We start from the raw sequence: 17568 nt of genomic DNA, 5'->3' as shown, positions 1-17568 counted from the left end.
CTGCGGGAGACCCGCAATTCCTGGTAGGATTCATACATTGTGGCTGTCCCTCGTCTGGCCGGTCGGCGCGATCGGATGCTTGTATTGCTCTCTCAGCTTCACCTTGCTCACCTTTCCGGTTTGCAGGCGGGGCAGCTCATCGACGAAGATCACGCTCTTCGGGGCCTTGTAGTGGGCGATCTGCTCGCGGGCGAACCGGATCAGCTCCGCCTCGCTCAGCGCCGTCTGCGGCCGCAGGGCCACGATCGCCCTGACGCTTTCGCCCCATTTCTCATCGGGCACGCCGATCACCGCCACTTCGTGGACGGCGGGGTGTCTCTCGATGGCGTTCTCGACTTCGCGGCAATAGACGTTCTCGCCGCCGGTGATGATCATGTCCTTCTTGCGGTCGACGAGAAACACGTATCCCTGCTCGTCGAGATAGGCCATGTCGCCCGTGTGATACCACCCGTCCCGCAGCGCCTCGACCGTCGCGGGACCATTGTTCCAATAGCCGCCCATCATGCTGTCCGAGCGAACGGTGACCTCGCCCGGCACGCCGACGGGGCACTCGTTGCCGTTATCGTCGAAAACGCGCAGATCCACATCCGGGAACGCCTGGCCGACCGAGGCGAGCCGGGCGATCTGCTCGGCGCTGCCATCCGGATGGTGCTGGTGCGGCGCCAGGAAGGTGAAGTTCGATTCCGTCGAGCCGTATCCGTTGCCCATCACGTTCCCGAATGTCGCGATGCCGCGTTTCAGGAGCGAAACCGGCATGGGCGCGGCGGCGTAGAGCAGGAGCTCGACGCTCGAGAGGTCGTAGGACTCGATTCCCGGAACATCCAGAATGCCGGCCACCATCGTCGGCACCAGATGGAGGTGGGTGATGCGGTCCGTCTCGATCGTTCGCAGGATCTGCTTTGGATCGTAGCTGCGCTGAACATGGACCGCCCCCCCCAGCCAGAAGGACGAATAGTACAGGCACCGCGCGCCGACGTGGAAAAGCGGCATCACGATGAGCTGGCGGGAATCGCCTCGCTTCGCGAAAACGTTCGACATCGTCTCCGCCTGGCGCGCCTCTCCGCGCTGCATCCGCATCACGCCTTTCGGCCGCCCGGTCGTCCCGCTGGTGTACATGATGACGGCCACGTCGTCCGCGCCCGCGCGGATCGGCGGGCCCTCGAGAGACCCGCTCGCCGCGAGCGCCTCGTAGGGTTCGGCCCAGTCCGGGACGTTTCCCAGGCAGATGTAGCGCTGGATGCTAAGACCGGCCCTGAGTCCGTCGATGATCGAGGCGTACTGGTCCTCGAAGATCAGCGTATGCGGCGCGCTGTCACTGAGCACATACGCGATTTCGCTGGCCGACAACCTGAAATTGACCGTCGTCATGATGAAGCCGGCCCGCTCGCAGGCTCCATAGACTTCCGGATATTCGAGCCGGTTCATGCTCAATAGAGCAATCCGATCCTGGTGCCTCGCACCGAGCTTGTAAAGTCCATCCGCGATCCGGTTGATGCGGCTCCAGTATTCGGCATAGGTCTGCGTGCGTCCTTCGAAGACGACGGCCGGGGCGTTCGCCGCCACGATCGCGTTGCGCTCGTGAATGTCGGCAAGCAACTTCATTATGCGTTTCCTCCAATGTCGGGCCGTCGTCCGTGGTTCTTCGCGCTCATGTCCCCGACGCGTGCGCGATCACGTAGCCCGCCCAGTATTTCGCTGCCGCCCGCCAGATCGGCCTGGGGTAAGCGGGCTCTTCGCCCAAAGCCTGAGCGGCATGGAGGCCCCAGCGCGGATCATCCAGCGTCGCGCGGGCAACGCCGACCATGTCCGCCGTGCCGCTGGCGACGATCTCGTCTGCCTGTTCGGCCGTCAGGATCATGCCGACCGTCATCGTCGTGATTCCCGCGCCGCTGCGGACGGCCCGGGCGAGATGCGTCTGATAGCCCGGCGCCATCGTGGGAAGCTTCTGATCGCGCGAATTCCCGCCGGCGGAAACGGTCACGTAGTCGGCCCCCGCGCTCTTCAAGGCGGCAGCGAACGCGATCGCCTCTTCGACGCCGATGCCGGCCTCGGTCCAGTCGGTTCCGTTGATGCGGAAGCCGAGGGCCTTCTGCCGCGGCCAGGCTTGCCGGACGGCCTGCGCCACCTCGATTCCAAACCGCATCCGGTTCGCCAGCGCACCGCCGTAGCGGTCCGTCCGCTGGTTGGCGTGCGGGGAGAGAAAGGAGCTGATCAGATAACCATGCGCGGCATGGACCTCGACCAGGTCGAACCCGGCCCGATCCGCCCTCCCGGCCGCGGACACGAAGGCGGCGACGACACGCGCGATATCCGCCTCCGTCATTTCCGTCGGTACAGGCCAGAGGTCGTTCGGCGGGACGGGAGAGGGCGCGATCGGGACCCAGCCACCCTCGTTCACGGCGACGGGCTGGCGAGCGTCGAACGGAGCATTGGAAGCCTTGCGCCCGGCATGGGCGATCTGGATGCCGATCCGCGTCGCCGAAAACGTCCGGATCCGCGCGATCAGGTCGCGCAGAGCCGCTTCCTGAGCGTCCGTATAGAGACCGAGATCATTGGGGCTGATGCGGCCTGGAGCCTCGACGGCGGTGCCCTCGACGATCACGAGACCGGCCCCCGAGATCGCCATCGTTCCGATGTGCATATGGTGCCACGGCGCCGGCAGCCCGTCCGTCCCGGCCGAATACTGGCACATCGGCGGCACCACGATCCGGTTGGGCAGGGTCAATCCGCCAATATCGATCGGGCTGAACAGGTCGCTCATGAGGCAATCTCCGCGCCGGCGCTTTTTCAGAACATTTCGCGGAAATGGTCGGCGAAGATCGTGTAGGGCGGGCGCGCCTCGGGATCGGTGATGACCTCGATGAAGCTCGCCGTGTCGGAGGCGAATGCCTCGTCGAGCGCCTTTTGCACCTCGGAACCGGTGCTCACCCGCCTGGCGTTCAGGCCGCAGCAGCGCGCGATGCCGGCGTGGTCGACATCGGTGAAATCGCAGGCGTTGGTGTGCTCGCCGAACTTCAGGTCCTCGGCATGCGTCTGGTATCCGAGAATGCCGTTGTTCAGCATCAGGATGATGATCGGCGTACCCAGCCGCCGCACCGTCTCGAGCTCCGCCCAGTTATGCGCGAAGCCGCCATCGCCCGCCACGCAGATGACGCGGCTCTCCGGCGCGGCGATCTTCGCGCCGATCGCCATGGGCACGCCCCAGCCGAGCCCCGCCAGCCCGCGCGGCGTCAGGAACCGCTGGCCCGGCCGATGAGACGTCAGGAAATTGGTGATCCATGTCGAGGAATAGCTGGCATCGGCGACCGCGATGTCCGTCGGCTTCATGCGCTTCTCGACCTCGGCCATGAGCTGTTCGGGGCGAACGGGCCCGTCGAGCCTGGTCGAGATCGCGGCGATCTTGCTGCGCCAGTCGTCGACGGCAGCCTTGATCTGGGTTTCCACCTGCGCGCGACGGGTCTTGCGGAACGACAAATCGAGCCCGGAAAGGGCCCGGGACAGCGCGGCGATGGTCAGCTTGGCGTCGCCCTGCAGCCGCAAGGCCTCGTAGTTGCGGCCGATCTCCATGGGATCGACGTCGATGTGGATGTATCGGGCAGCCGGCGGATACAGTTTCCAGTTGTCGGTGCCGTTCTGGTTGGTGCGGTTGCCGATGAGCACCATGACGTCGGCATCGTCCACCAGCGACCGCATCCCGTGCGTCCGGCTTCCGGGGGCCATGAAGTTGCCGACGCAGCCCAGGCTGAGCAGGTGGTTTTCGTCCACGCTGCCCTTGCCCATGACGGTCGTCGCGACCGGGATATGGGCGCTCTCCTGAAGCGCGGCGAGCTCGGCCGAAGCGTCGGACAGATGAATGCCGCCGCCGGCCACGATCAGAGGCGCCCGGGCCTCGGCGATCAAGGCGGCGGCCCTCGCGACGGCTTCGGGGTCGGCGACCGTTCGATTGAGCGGGAAGGTCCCGAGGTTCGACTTGCGCGGCGACAGCGCGGGACCTTTTTCCATGAGCAGGTCCGGCGCCACCATCAGCACCGCAGGCCCCGGGCGGCCCGAGGTCGCGGCCGTGAACGCCATGTCGACATAGTCCTCGAGCCGATCCGCGCGTTCGATGCGGCGCACGAACTTCGCGACGCCGTCGAAGAGCTTGATGTGGTCCAGCTCCTGGAACGCGTTCTTGTCCGTGGTGCTGCGATCGACCTCCTGCACCAGCGCGATGACCGGGACGGAAGCCTTCAGCGCCTCCGCCAGGGGCGCCACCAGGAGCGTCGCGGCCGGCCCGTTCTGCGCCGTCACGACGCCGACCTTGCGGGAGATGCGCGCATAGCCGTCAGCCATCGCGCCGCCGGAATTCTCCTGCCGGTAGGGCATCTGCCTGATTCCCGCATGGGGCGACGCCAGGTGAAACGCGGACGGAAGGCTCTGGCCGAACGTCAGCTCGACGCCGTGGCGCGCGAAAGCCTGGGCGAGCCGCAGCGCGACGGTCGAGTTCCAGTTGATGTTGGTGGACATGACAGAAAATCCTGTTGGCAGCCCGGTCGACGAAGCCGGAGCGGCGTCAGCCGGCCGGCGTATGGGTGACGGGCTCGCGCCCGAGATCGGCTTCGCTGCCCCCTGCGGAGCCGCGGCCACTGTCTTCGACCCCACCGAACGGCATCTCCGCCGGCGCCAGTCCCAGATGGTTCACCGACAACATTCCGACCTCAATTCCTTCCGCCAATATGTCGATGTTCCTGCCGGATCGAGAAAACGCGCAGGCCGCCAAGCCGAAAGGCAGGCGCTCGACTGTTCGAACGACCTGAAGGTGCCCCCGTTGACATCCCTCTTCAAATATGGCGGCAATAATGTCAACAAAAATGTTGAAAACAACAGACGCCCCGGAAAGCGGCCTGTAAGCTCGAATCCGGCGGCGTATGGGAGAGCGACTGCTTGACGGAGATCGAGGAATTTCTGGCGTCGCTCTTGCTGACGCAAACGGGTTCGGACGTCTATGAAGGACGCAGCCCACAATTCGGCTGGAGGCGGGTTTTCGGCGGGCAATTGCTCGCGCAGTCTCTGGCCGCGGCGCAACGCACGATCGAGCCCGACCGCTTCGTGCATTCGCTGCATGCCTGTTTCCATAACCCCGGCAACGCGGCGTTCCCGATCCGCTACGATGTCGCGCGCACGCGGGACACGCGGAATTTCTCGTCCCGGCGCGTCGTGGCGAGCCAGCAGGACAAGCTGATCGCGACGATGGAAGCGAGCTTCCACCGCGACGAGGGGGGCCCTTCCCATCAGGAAGCGATGCCGCTCGATGTGCCTCGCCCGGAATCCCTGCCGGATCCGAGGGACTTCCTACGGAGCCAGGTGTCCAGGTCGGCGAAGGCCACACGCGATCTATGGGAGCAGCCGACGGCCTTCGACGTGCGTCCGGTCATGCTCGATCACTACGTCGAACGCGCTCCGCGCCGCCCCGTTCAGCGGGTCTGGATGCGACCGAAATCGCCTCTTCCGCCGGATCGCGTCCGAAACGCGGCGATCCTGGCCTTCATGAGCGACATCAGCTTGCTGGGGGTTACGACGTTCGCCCACGGCGTGGCGCTGACCGATCCCGGTGTGCAGTTCGGCAGCATCAGCCATGTCATGTGGTTTCATCGGCCGGCCCTTCTCGATGACTGGCTGCTCTATGCCCAGGACAGCCCCAGCTCACAAAACGCCCTCGGCCTGGCGCGTGGCAGCCTCTATGCGGCAGACGGCGTTCTGGTGGCCACGGTCGTCCAGGAGGGGCTGGTGAGGTTCGTCGATGCCTCGGCGCGGCCCTCCGCATGAGCTCTACCGGCTGTCGGAGGCCTCCTGAAGAAGCATGTCGGCCAGCTTCTCGCCCATCATGATCGCCGGCGCGTTCGTATTTCCGCTCGTGATCTTCGGCATCACGGAACAATCGACGATCCGCAGGCCGCCGATGCCGTGCACGCGCAGCCGGGGATCGACGACCGAGGTTCTTTCGTCCGGACCCATGGCGCATGTCCCGACCGGGTGAAGGTCCGTGCTGCCGCGCTCCCGCAGCTCCGCCATGATATCCTCATCCGACGCGGCGGGCGGCTCCTGCCCCAGATCCCGGACGATGTAATCGCGCAGGGCGGCTTGCCGCGAAATCGAACGGCCGAGCTTCACGGCGAAGAGCATCGTCTCGATATCCCGCCTCGTGCTCAGGAAATTGTATTTGATCGCCGGGGGCGATCCCGGATCCGCGGACCGGATCATCACCGATCCGCGCGACTGCGGGTGCAGGTTCATCGCGTCCAGGCAGAACCCCGAGAAGGGATGGGGCTCGACCCCGCGGCGCCCGCGCCTCGCAACGCTCCACAGGAGAAGATTGATTTGGACGTTCGGGCGGTCGAGGTCGCGCTCGCTGCGCGCGAACACGGCCGCCGGCACGCCTGTGTAACGCAGCATGCCGTCCATGCCGAGGACGTACTTCACCCCCTCGGTCACCCGCCTCAGCGCGCTGTTCGCGACGTCGTTGAACGTCACGGGGACGCAGCATTGGAATTGCAGGCGGCTGCCGAAATGGTCCTGCAGATTCGCGCCGACGGCAGCGAGATCCTTCTCGACCCGTATCCCATGTCTCTTCAAATGATCGGCCGGGCCGATGCCGGAGAGCTGGAGGAGCTGAGGGCTGTTGATCGCGCCGGCCGATAGGATCACATCGCGGCGGATGGAAGCGACGTGCGCCCGGCCATGGACCGTATAGCGGACGCCGGCAGCCCTGCGCCCGGCGATCTCGATCCTCTCCACCAGCGCGTTGGTTTGGACGCGAAGGCCGGGATGGCGCCGGCGCGGCCGCAGATAGGCTTGCGCCGTGCTCCACCGCCGCCATCCGTTCGTGTTCGCCTGCACGAAGCCCGCGCCGTCCTGGGAGGCGCCGTTGAAATCCGGATTCCGCCTGAGCCCGGTCGCGACGGCGGCATCGATGAAAGCGCGCGACAAACCGTTGTCGTGATGCGATTGCGTGAGCTTGAGCGGCCCCCCGGTGGCATGAAACCCATCATCGCCACCCTGGAAATCCTCGATCTTCTTGAAGAAGGGCAGGACGCTCTCCCAGTCCCACCCGATGCATCCCAGCCGCCGCCAATCCTCATAGTCCAGCGGGTTCCCGCGGACATAGACCATCGCGTTGATCGAACTGGTTCCGCCGAGGGTCTTTCCACGCGGCTGGTCCAGGACCCTTCCGTTCAGTTCGGGCTCCGGTTCGCTCGGGAATGTCCATGTGAACCCGTCATGGGACCGGATTCGGGCGTAGCCGGCCGGCATGTGAATCCATGGCAGCGTGTCGGCCGGACCAGCCTCGAGCAGCAGGACACTGTAGCGCCCGGACTGGCTCAAGCGCCCGGCGACGACGGCGCCCGACGAGCCGGCGCCGACGACGATGTAGTCGTATGTTCCGGCATCGACCGTCATGTGACGCGCTCCAGCCCGGCGGTACCTCAGGGGCTTCAGGCGGTGGCGCCGCCGTCGACGACCAGGCTGGATCCGGTCATGAACCCGGCCTGATCCGATGCGAGGAACACGACTGCCGCCGCGACATCCTCAGGCGTCGCAAGGCGCTGAATGGGAAGCGACGCCGCGATCGCCTGCCTGTAGCTCTCGAGAGCCGCGGGATCGTCCTTCCCGACCTTGTCGCGTTGATATCGGGCCGTCATGTCCGTCTGGACGGCATCGGGGTGCACGGAATTGACACGGATGCGGTAGCCCTTGCGCCCGAATTCGATGGCCGTGGCTTTCGTGAACATCGTCACGCCGCCCTTGGTCATGGAGTACAGCGGATCGACCGACGACCCCTTGATGCCGGCGATCGACGACATGTTGACGATCGAGCTGCCCTGCGGGCTCGTCCGTGCCCGTTCGCGCAGCGCTGGAAGCGCGATCTTGGTGCCCAGCACCACGCCCGTGAGATTGACGGCGCAGATCTTGTACCACTCGGAAAGCACCGCGTCCTCGAGGCTCTTGCCGAGATACAAGCCGGCATTGTTGACGAGCGTATCGAGACCGCCATGGCGGCTGAGCGTCGTCTCGATCGCAGCGGTCCAGTCGTCTTCGCGGGTGATGTCCAGATGAACGAAGAAGGCGTCGGCCCCGCCTTGCCGGAGATCCCGCGCGACGACCTCGCCGGCCTGATCGGAGATGTCGGCGATCACGACGCGGGCGCCCTCCTGCGCCATGGACCGCGCGGTCGCGGCGCCGATGCCGCCGGCAGCCCCCGTCACCAGTGCGATCTTGTTCTCCAGCCGCTTCACGGACATCCTCCTGCATTGCGTCATCGGCGACGGCGATCGTTCATCCACACCACGCATGTCCGAGCCGAAACGCGTTCGGGAAGGGTTCATGGCGGTCATGTCGTTACGAGTGGCGTGCTTTACGGCGCTCCGAGCCTATACCGACTCGCGAGGCCAATTTTTGTCAACATTTTTGTTGCCAATCATGTATGATGAAAACACGCCGGCGTTGCGGAGGCGCGTGCTGAATGAAGGAACGCAACGCGGGCATTGCCGGGGAGAGCGAACGCATTGTCGGGACGCTCGCGACTGGTGTAACGCAATGATCTTGAACTTGAGCTTTGTTGTGCCAAGTCTGAGACAGATCGTCTGATCCGAGGGTCGGCGGGCGGCCGCAGGAACGTTGATGGGTGAGACTAAAGTGAGACGCAAGGGCCAATCGACGCCGAATCCCCTCGCGAGCGACGCTCCGGAAGCGGATCCGCGATTGGACGACCGGGTGTTCTCGATCGTCAGGACGTTGCAGCAAGAGATCGTCTTCGGCCGGCTGAAGCCTCGGGAAAGGCTGCTCGAAGAAGAGATGAGCGTCCGGTTCTCGGTGGGACGACACGTCATCAGGGCCGCGCTCGACGAACTCGACCGCTCAGGCCTGGTCGTGCGACGGCCGAACCGCGGTGCCACCGTGCGCGACTACAGTGCCTCCGAGATTCGTCAAATGTACGAGGTACGCTGCATCTTGCATCGCGAGGCGGCGATGCGAATCAAGTTGCCCGGCTCGCCAGAACTGGTTTCGACGCTCCGCAGCATCAACGAAGCCTACCGCGGCGCTGTCGAGAAGGATGATCTGTTCGAGGCGTCTCAGCTCAACGACCGTTTTCACAAGGTGCTGAACGGTGCTTGCAGCAATACGTTTCTCGTCGAGTTGATCGAGCAATATTGGCTTAAAACGGCCTCGACCCACTCCCGAGCCTATGCAACGCGCAATATGGGCCGCATTGCCGAAACAATCGATGAGCATGACGCGATGATAACGGCGGTAGAATCGGGATCAAACGAAGAGCTGGCTGAAATTACCATCGAGCATATGGGTCCAGCGTTAGATATTCTTAACAGTAATATCTACGGTATTTAAATAATACAATTCCATTATTCTGAAGAAGAATTTTGTCATAAATTCAAAATCTTAAATTAATTGCCTAAGTGATAGCATATTCCTTCTCGTAGACGCTGAAACAGCAGCCGGGACGGGGCGGGCCCGGCGGCCCGCCCCGGAACGATGGCGCAAGCCCGTCTCAGGCGGCGGCGTAGCCGACCGTGCCCTTGATCTCGAGGAACTCCTCGAGGCCGAAATCGGCATATTCGCGGCCGTTGCCGGACTGCTTGTAGCCGCCGAAGGGGGCACCTGCGTCCCAGGCCGGGTAGTTGATGTAGACATTGCCGGCACGCATCTGCGCCGCGACCTTGCGGGCCCGCTCCTGCGAGCCGGACTGGACATAGGCAGCCAGGCCGTAGGGCGTGTCGTTGGCGCGCGCGACCACCTCCGCCTCGCTCGCATAGGGCAGGATCGAGAGCACGGGGCCGAAGATCTCCTCGCGCGCGATCGCCATCTCGTCGGTGACGCCGCCGAACACGGTCGGGCGGACATAATAGCCGCGGTTCAGCCCCTCGGGGCGCCCCGGCCCGCCGGTGACCAGCGTCGCGCCTTCCTCGATGCCGGCCTCGATCAGGCGCTGGATCTTGTCGTACTGCGCCTCGCTGACGACCGGGCCGAGGAACACGCCGTCGACCGAGGGCGCGCCGACCTTGAGCGGCTCGGCCACCTGCCTGGCGATGGCGAGCGCTTCCTCGTGCAGCTTCTGAGGCACGAACATCCGCGTCGGCGCGTTGCAGGACTGGCCGGAGTTGCGCATCACGCTCTCGACGCCGAGCTTCACCGACCGCTTCAGATCGGCGTCGTCGAGGATGATGTTGGCCGACTTGCCGCCGAGTTCCTGATGCACGCGCTTGACCGTGTCCGCCGCCGCCTTGGCGACGAGGATGCCGGCGCGCGTCGAGCCGGTGAAGGAGACCATGTCGACGCCGGGATGGCGCGAGATCGCTTCGCCGACCGTCGGGCCGTCGCCCTGGACGAGGTTGAACACGCCCTTGGGCACGCCCGCCTCGTCCATCGCCTCGGTGAAGATGATGGCGTTGAGCGGGGCGATCTCGGAGGGCTTCAGCACCATGGTGCAGCCGGCGGCGAGCGCGGGCGCGACCTTGCACATGATCTGGTTGAGCGGCCAGTTCCACGGCGTGATCATGCCGACGACGCCGATCGGCTCCTTGGCGATCAGGGTGGTGCCGCGCAGTTCCTCGAACTCGAAATTCTCGAGCGTCTCGATCATCTTGGCGAGATGGGCGGTGCCCATCGCGGCCTGCGCCCGGTGCGCCAGCTCCTTCGGCGCGCCCATCTCGCGCGAGAGGATCTCGGCGATGGCGTCGTAGCGCTTCTTGTAGGCCTCGGCGAGGCGGCGCATCAGCGCCAGGCGCTCGGCCTTCGAGGTTTTGGCGAAGGCGGGGAAGGCGGCGCGGGCGGCGGCGACCGCCTTGTCGACATCGGCCTCCTCGCCGAGCGCGATGGTGGCGAAGACCTCCTCGGTCGAGGGATCGACCACGCCGAGCGTGCGATTGCCCGACGGCTTCACCCACTGGCCGTCGATGTAGAATTCAAGCTCGTGCGCCATGCTCTGGTCTCCTGTCTCGTCTTGGCGCGGGGCGCGCGCGCGGCGCCGGCCGGGCGGCCTGCGGTCCTTTGAGCCCCACGCGGGAATTGCCGGTGTCGAACGCGGACGGGCGATCATGCATCGCCGGCGGCCATCGCCGCCGTGTCCGACGGCACGAGGTTAGGGGGCGGGCGCGCGGCTGTCACGGGGCAGGGTGTCGCGTTTGCGGATGGCGGCCATGCGGCGGCGCTTCGGGAGGGACGGCTTAAAGCCTTGCCTTGACGCTGCGGGGCGTCGCCAGCAGCAGGCTGGTCTCGCTGTTGGTGACGCCGGGGATCATGCGGATGCGGCGCAGCACCTGGTCGAAGGCGATCAGGTCCGAGGTGCCGAGCTCGATCACCAGGTCCCAGTTGCCGTTGGTGGTGTGGATGCTGGAGACCTCGCTGAAGCCGGAGAGCGCGGCGATAACCGAATCCGCCGCCTGCCCGGCGATCTCGATCATGGTGATGCCGCGCACCGGCAGATCGATCGCGTCCGAGCGCAGGATCACGGTGAAGCCGATGATCTCGCCCGACTGCTCGAGCTTCATCAGCCTCGCGCGCACCGTCGCCCGCGTCAGGCCGAGATCGGCGGCGAGATCGGAGATGCTGCGGCGCCCGTCATGGCGCAGCAGGGTGATCAGCTTGCGGTCGAGAGCATCCATCGTCCGGAATGGATAAATTTCTTTGCCGTTTCGATCAATCGGGGCATCGCTCCGGTCGATCTGGCTTCTTCCGCCTGCCGGCGAAAACGCGGAGAATGGCCTTTTCGCAGGAACCGCGCAGGGAGCCATGATTCAGCCGCTCAACATCGTGCCTTTCGTCAGCGTCGACCACATGATGAAGCTCATCCACAGGATCGGCATCGAGCGGATGCTCACCGATATCGCGGGCTATATCGAGGAGGATTTCCGGCGCTGGGAGATCTTCGACAAGACCCCGCGCATCGCCTCGCACAGCCTCGAGGGCGTGATCGAGCTGATGCCGACCAGCGACGGCAAGCTCTACGGCTTCAAATACGTCAACGGCCACCCGAGGAACATGAAGGCCGGCCTCCAGACCGTCACCGCCTTCGGCCTGCTCTCGGAGGTCGCGACCGGCTATCCCGTCCTGCTCTCGGAGATGACCTTCCTCACGGCGCTGCGCACCGCGGCGATGTCGGCGCTGGCGGCGAAGCACCTCGCGCCGAGGCAAGCCGCGACCATGGCGATCATCGGCAACGGCGCCCAGTCGGAATTCCAGGCGCTGGCCTTCCGGGCGCTCATGGGCATCGAGACCTTGCGCCTCTACGACGTCGATCCGGCCGCGACCGGGAAATGCGCCGCAAACCTCGCGCGGCAGGGCTTTGCGATCACCCGCTGCGCCACGGCGATGGAGGCGGTGGAGGGTGCGGGAATCGTCACCACCGTCACCGCCGACAAGCAGTACGCCACCATCCTGACCGACAACATGGTCGGCCCCGGCATCCACATCAACGCCGTCGGCGGCGACTGCCCGGGCAAGACCGAGATCCACCGCGACGTGCTGCTGCGCGCCGACATCTTCGTCGAATATCCGCCGCAGACCCGCATCGAGGGCGACATCCAGCAGCTTCCCCCCGATCACCCGGTCACGGAACTGTGGAAGGTCATCACTGGGGCGGCGCCGGGCCGCAGCGATGCGCGCCAGATCACCTTGTTCGATTCGGTCGGCTTCGCCATCGAGGATTTCTCGGCGCTGCGCTATGTCCATGAGCGCATCCGCGAAGCCGGCACCTATGCCGAGCTCGACCTGATCGCCGACCCGGACGATTCGCGCGATCTCTTCGGCATGCTGATGCGCGCAGCGCCGGCTCAAGCCCCTGCCGGCGTCTCCGCCAGGAATGACCGATAGGCCGGGTTGTCGCTCTCGTCCCAATAGGGATAGCCCAGCGCGTCGAGGCGCCTGGCGAGCTCACCGCGCCCGGCCGGCGGGATCTGGATGCCGGCGAAGACGCGCCCGTAATCGGCGCCGTGGTTGCGGTAGTGGAACAGCGAGATGTTCCAGTCGGCCGATAGGCTGTTGAGGAATTTGAGCAGCGCGCCCGGCCGCTCAGGGAACTGGAAGCGGAACAGCATTTCGTCGCCGATCCCCGGCGCCCGGCCGCCGACCATGTAGCGGATATGCAGTTTGGCGAGCTCGTTGTCGCTCATGTCGAGGACGGCATAGCCGTGCTCGGCCAGCATGGCGATGATCTGGCGCTTCTCGGCCTCGCCTTCCGAAAGCTGAACGCCGACGAAGATGCGCGCCGCGCTCGCATCGGCATAGCGGTAGTTGAACTCGGTGATGGCGCGCCGGCCGAGCAGCTGGATGAAGGCGCGGTAGCTGCCGGGCTTCTCCGGGATCGTCACCGCCAGCAGCGCTTCGCGCCGCTCGCCGATCTCGGCCCGCTCGGCGATATGGCGCAGCCGGTCGAAATTCATGTTGGCGCCGCTGTTGATCGCGATCAGCGCGCCGCTGCGCTCGGGGCCGCGGGCGGCATAGGCCTTCAGCCCCGCGAGGCTGACCGCGCCGGAGGGCTCGGCGATGGCGCGGGTGTCCTCGAAGATGTCCTTCACCGCCGCGCAGATCTCGTCGGTCGAGACGGTGACGACCTCGTCGAGGAGTTCGCGGCAGAGCCGGAACGTCTCTTCCCCCGCCTGCCTGACCGCGACGCCGTCAGCGAAGAGCCCGACCTGGTCGAGCACGACGCGTTCGCCCGCAGCGATGGCGGCGGCCATCGAGGCGGCGTCCTCCGGCTCGACGCCGATCACCTTGATCTCCGGCCGCAGGAACCTGGCATAGACCGCGACCCCGGCCGCCAGCCCCCCGCCGCCGATCGGCACGAAGATCGCCTCGATCGGATCGGGATGCTGGCGCAGGATCTCCATGCCGACCGTTCCCTGGCCGGCGATCACGTCCGGGTCGTCGTAAGGATGGACGAAGGTCAGTCCCCTCTCGGCCTCGAGCTTGCGGGCATGGCCATGCGCCTCGTCGAAGCTCTCGCCGTGGAGAACGACGCGCCCGCCCAGGCTGCGCACCGCCTGGACCTTGATGTCGGGCGTGGTGCGCGGCATCACGATGGTCGCCTTGATGTTGAGCTTGCGCGCCGCCAGCGCCACGCCCTGCGCATGGTTGCCGGCCGAGGCGCAGATCACCCCGCGCTCAGCCTCCTGCGGGGTAAGCCCGGCGATCTTGTTGTAGGCGCCGCGCAGCTTGAACGAGAAGACGGGCTGGAGGTCCTCGCGCTTGATCAGCGCGCTGCCGCCGAGGCGGCCGGACAGCCGTGGCAACGGGTCGAGCGGGCTTTCGATGGCGACGTCGTAGACGCGCGCCCCGATGATCTTGCGGATATAGTCTTGCATGGCAGGCCCGTCCTTGCCCGCGATCTAGCCCGCCGGGCCGGGATGTCAATCGCCACCGCGGCGGCCGGGGCCGGCCATGCGCCCGGCGGGGATTGCCAACCCCCGGGACGGCGGGCCAAAGCGTAGCGTGAACAGGGCGGGGAGAGAACGGATGGGCTGGGGCGAGCGCGATTTCATGGTGCCGGGCCGGCCGGTGGCGGTGGGCGAGCGCGGCATGGCGGCGACCTCGCACCCGGCCTCGACGCTGGCGGCGGTCGATATCCTGCGCGCCGGCGGCAACGCCATCGACGCGGCGATCGCGGCGGTCGCCGTCCAGGCCGTGGTCGATCCGCACATGACCGGCATCGGCGGCGACTGCTTCGCGATCTATGCCCCGGCCGGCGGCAGGATGGTGGCGCTCAACGGCTCGGGCCGCGCCGCCGCCAGGGCGGAGCTCGGCTGGTTCCTCGGCCAGGGCCTGAGCGCGATCGCCCCCGATTCGCCCCATGCCGTCACCGTGCCCGGCGCCATCGACGCCTGGTGCCGGCTCAATGCGGACCATGGCAGCAAGGGCCTGGACGAGATCTTCGCAGCCGCGATCCGCGCCGCCGAGGAGGGCTTCGTGGTGACGCCGCGCGTCGCGCGCGACTGGGCCAGGAACCGCGGCCGCATCGAGGCGCATGGGCTAGGCAACGCGGTCTATCTGCCGGGCGGCAAGGCGCCGGCCGTCGGCGACAGGATGGTCCATCCCGCACTCGGCCGGACGCTTCGCCGCATCGCCCGCGAGGGCCGCTCCGCCTTCTACGAAGGCGAGATCGCGCAGGACATGGTCGGCGTGCTCCAGGCCGCCGGCAGCCTGATCGGGCTTAACGACTTCGCCGCCGCGAAGTCGGACTATGTCGATCCGATCGGCGCCGATTATCGCGGCCACCGCCTCTGGGAATGCCCGCCGAACGGCCAGGGCATCGCCGCGCTCATGATCGCGCGCATCCTCGAAGGCTTCGACCTGAGCGACGACAGGCTCAGCGAAGCCGACCGCATCCATCTTCTCGCCGAGGCGACCAAGGCCGCCTATCGCCAGCGCGACGCGCTGGTGGCCGACCCCGGCACCAGCCCCTTCGACACGGACGCTTTCCTCTCCGACCCGTTCGTCGGCCGCATCCGCGCGCGGATCAGCCTGGAGAAGGCGGCGGCGCCGGAAACCTTCGACATGCCGCTGCACAAGGACACGATCTATCTGTGCGTCGTCGACCGCGACGGCAACATGGTCTCCTTCATCAATTCGCTGTTCTCCGCCTTCGGCAGCGGCATCTATGCGGCCAAGGCCGGCGTCATGCTGCAGAATCGCGGCTCGGGCTTCCGCCTGGTGGAAGGCCACCCCAACGCCATCGCCCCGCGCAAGCGCCCGTTCCACACCATCATCCCGGGCATGCTGGCCAGGGACGGCAGGGCGATCATGCCGCTGGGCGTCATGGGCGGCCAGTACCAGGCGACCGGCCATGTCCATTTCATCTCCGGCATCCTCGACCGCGGGCTCGACCCGCAGCAGGCGTCGGACGCGCCGCGCAGCTTCGCCCATGACGGCAAGCTCACGCTGGAGCCGACGCTTCCCCCCGCGGTCGCCGCCGATCTCACGGCGCGCGGCCATGACGTCGCCTGGGCGGCGGATCCGCTCGGCGGCTGCCAGGCGATCTGGGTCGACCACGCGCGCGGCGTGATGTTCGGCGCCTCCGACCACCGCAAGGACGGCTTCGCGCTGGCGGTCTAGATCATCGCGCGTCCTGCCGGACGCGGTAACGATGATCTATCCCATTGCTGGAACCCGCCCTTAACGCCCCCGCGCTATCGCTCGTCGATGGCGACGGAGGGGCGCTTGGCGCGGGAGAAACCATTCGGCTGGGGGATCATCGGCACCGGCACCATTGCCGGGCACTTCGCCGCCGATCTCGGCCTGTTGCCGCAGGCGCGCCTCGTCGCCGTGCAGTCCCGCTCGCGGGAGAAGGCTGAAGGCTTCGCCGCCCGCCTCGGCGCGGCCCGCGCCTATCACGACGAGGCGGCCTTCCTGGCCGATCCGGCGATCGAGGCGGTCTATATCGCGACGCCGAACCACCTCCATGCCGCGCAGGCGCTCGGCGCGATCGCGGCCGGCAAGCCGGTGCTGATCGAAAAGCCGATCGCGCTCGCAAGCGCCGCCGTCGCGGCGATCGCGCAGGCGGCGCAAGAGCGCGGCGTCTTCGCGATGGAGGCGCTGTGGAGCCGCTTCCTGCCGGCGGTGCGGCGGGCACGCGAGCAGATCGCGAAGGGCCGCATCGGCCCTGTCCGGCGGGTGCGCGCCGATCTCTCCTATCGCCATCCCGAGCAGGGCCGCTTCTTCGATCCGGCGCTGGGCGGCGGAGCCGCCTTCGACCTCGGCGTCTATCCGCTGTCGCTCGCCCTGCATCTCCTCGGCGAGCCACGGGGGCTCGGCGGGAGCTGGCTTGCGGCCGGCACCGGTGTCGACCGGCGCACGACCTTCCGGCTGGATTATCCGGCGGCGGTGGCGGAGCTCTCCTGCGGCTTCGACCGGAACGGGGCGAACCGCCTTTTGGTCGAGGGCGAGCGCGGCGGGCTCGTCTTCGAAGCGCCGTTCCTGAAGGTGCAGCGGCTCACATGGTATGCCGATGCCGGCCGCGCCGCGGCGGCCTATGATCGCGGCGCAGGCCGGCTGACGCGCCTGCTCGACCGCCTGCCCCGGCCGGGTCGGGTCAGCGAAACCCTCGCCTTTCCCGGCAACGGCCTTCAGTTCCAGGCTGAAGCCGCGATGGCGGCGATCCGGGCGGGGGAGACGTCTTGCGCGCAGATGCCGCTTCACGAAAGCGCGGCGGTCCTGCGGATCATCGAGGCGGTGCGGGCCGGGCCGCCGGCAGCGTCCTGAAGCCGGTCAGTGCCGCGTGCCGCAGGTGAAGGCGCCGTGGCGGATCTTCTCGGCCAGCGTCCCGGCGAAGCTGGCGGTGGCCTCCTCGCCATAGGTCTCGACCAGCGTGCGCAGCGCCGCGAACAGGGCGGCATGGGCCATGGCGTCGGAATCGAGCCCGTCCTGCTGCGCCTCGGCGAAGGCGTCCTCGACATAGCCATAGGCGACACGGCGGATGTCGCCATGGTCCTCGGCGAGATTCGGGTCGAGCATCGTGTCGTCTGGCTGGATCGGCATCGAAACGGGACTTCTGAACCTTCATCTGATGCGAATCGCGCCGGT

Annotated in this window: 15 protein-coding genes; 5 read left to right on the top strand and 10 right to left on the bottom strand. The window is 66.8% G+C overall.

Features of this window, described 5'->3' with window-relative positions:
* Nucleotides 1-30: 30 nt before the first annotated feature.
* From M9917_RS06980 to M9917_RS06965, 4 genes are read right to left on the bottom strand one after another with little or no spacing between them, the layout of a single operon-like run.
* Entirely contained in the window at nt 31-1602 is a 1572-nt protein-coding gene (locus M9917_RS06980) for a class I adenylate-forming enzyme family protein (protein ID WP_297252157.1), read from the bottom strand.
* A gap of 46 nt (nt 1603-1648) precedes the next feature.
* Nucleotides 1649-2761 carry an NADH:flavin oxidoreductase/NADH oxidase gene (locus tag M9917_RS06975; protein WP_297252154.1) on the bottom strand — a complete coding sequence of 371 codons (1113 nt, stop codon included), beginning with the start codon at nt 2759-2761 and terminating at the stop codon, nt 1649-1651.
* Between the two features lie 26 nt (nt 2762-2787).
* The gene (locus M9917_RS06970; protein WP_297252152.1) at nt 2788-4506 is read right to left on the bottom strand and encodes an acetolactate synthase catalytic subunit; all 1719 of its coding nucleotides are present in this window, start codon (nt 4504-4506) and stop codon (nt 2788-2790) included.
* Between the two features lie 46 nt (nt 4507-4552).
* Nucleotides 4553-5002, bottom strand: a complete 450-nt coding sequence (locus M9917_RS06965; RefSeq protein WP_297252150.1) for an aldehyde dehydrogenase family protein — start codon at nt 5000-5002, stop codon at nt 4553-4555.
* Between M9917_RS06965 and M9917_RS06960 the strand changes: the two genes are divergently transcribed.
* A complete protein-coding gene (locus M9917_RS06960) occupies nt 4924-5805 on the top strand; it encodes an acyl-CoA thioesterase (RefSeq protein WP_297252148.1) in 882 nt (293 codons plus the stop codon). The genes M9917_RS06965 and M9917_RS06960 overlap by 79 nt on opposite strands.
* Before the next feature lie 3 nt (nt 5806-5808).
* On the opposite strand, the gene M9917_RS06955 is transcribed toward M9917_RS06960, so the two are convergent.
* Both M9917_RS06955 and M9917_RS06950 read right to left on the bottom strand, forming a co-directional pair.
* Entirely contained in the window at nt 5809-7437 is a 1629-nt protein-coding gene (locus M9917_RS06955; RefSeq protein ID WP_297252146.1) for a GMC family oxidoreductase, read from the bottom strand.
* 35 nt (nt 7438-7472) lie between these two features.
* Complete coding sequence (locus tag M9917_RS06950; protein WP_297252144.1) at nt 7473-8273, bottom strand: SDR family NAD(P)-dependent oxidoreductase; 801 nt, start codon at nt 8271-8273, stop codon at nt 7473-7475.
* 385 nt (nt 8274-8658) lie between these two features.
* On the opposite strand from M9917_RS06950, the gene M9917_RS06945 reads away from it, so the two are divergent.
* Nucleotides 8659-9384 (top strand): GntR family transcriptional regulator, encoded by a 726-nt coding sequence (locus M9917_RS06945; RefSeq protein WP_297252142.1) that lies wholly within the window; start codon nt 8659-8661, stop codon nt 9382-9384.
* A 160-nt stretch (nt 9385-9544) separates the two neighbouring features.
* Here M9917_RS06945 and M9917_RS06940 read toward each other — a convergent pair whose 3' ends face one another.
* The gene (locus M9917_RS06940; RefSeq protein WP_297252139.1) at nt 9545-10975 is read right to left on the bottom strand and encodes an aldehyde dehydrogenase family protein; all 1431 of its coding nucleotides are present in this window, start codon (nt 10973-10975) and stop codon (nt 9545-9547) included.
* A 244-nt stretch (nt 10976-11219) separates the two neighbouring features.
* Nucleotides 11220-11657, bottom strand: a complete 438-nt coding sequence (locus tag M9917_RS06935; RefSeq protein ID WP_297252137.1) for an Lrp/AsnC family transcriptional regulator — start codon at nt 11655-11657, stop codon at nt 11220-11222.
* Nucleotides 11658-11784: 127 nt separating this feature from the next.
* On the opposite strand from M9917_RS06935, the gene M9917_RS06930 reads away from it, so the two are divergent.
* On the top strand, nt 11785-12864 hold the full coding sequence (locus M9917_RS06930) for an ornithine cyclodeaminase (RefSeq protein WP_297252135.1): 1080 nt from the start codon (nt 11785-11787) through the stop codon (nt 12862-12864).
* On the opposite strand, the gene ilvA is transcribed toward M9917_RS06930, so the two are convergent.
* Nucleotides 12825-14354 (bottom strand): threonine ammonia-lyase, biosynthetic, encoded by a 1530-nt coding sequence (gene ilvA, locus M9917_RS06925; protein ID WP_297252133.1) that lies wholly within the window; start codon nt 14352-14354, stop codon nt 12825-12827. The genes M9917_RS06930 and ilvA overlap by 40 nt on opposite strands.
* Before the next feature lie 151 nt (nt 14355-14505).
* Here ilvA and M9917_RS06920 point away from each other — a divergent pair, with 151 nt between their 5' ends.
* Entirely contained in the window at nt 14506-16101 is a 1596-nt protein-coding gene (locus M9917_RS06920) for a gamma-glutamyltransferase family protein (RefSeq protein WP_297252131.1), read from the top strand.
* 105 nt (nt 16102-16206) lie between these two features.
* Nucleotides 16207-17247: a Gfo/Idh/MocA family protein gene (locus tag M9917_RS06915; protein WP_465246336.1), complete on the top strand. Its 1041-nt coding sequence runs from the start codon at nt 16207-16209 to the stop codon at nt 17245-17247.
* A gap of 6 nt (nt 17248-17253) precedes the next feature.
* Here the strand turns inward: M9917_RS06915 and M9917_RS06910 are convergent, their stop codons facing one another.
* The gene (locus M9917_RS06910; protein ID WP_465246335.1) at nt 17254-17523 is read right to left on the bottom strand and encodes a hypothetical protein; all 270 of its coding nucleotides are present in this window, start codon (nt 17521-17523) and stop codon (nt 17254-17256) included.
* Nucleotides 17524-17568: the final 45 nt, after the last annotated feature.

The organism is Bosea sp. (in: a-proteobacteria) (genome assembly GCF_023953965.1).
Lineage (GTDB): Bacteria > Pseudomonadota > Alphaproteobacteria > Rhizobiales > Beijerinckiaceae > Allobosea.
This window is presented reverse-complemented; position numbering and strand designations above follow the sequence as displayed.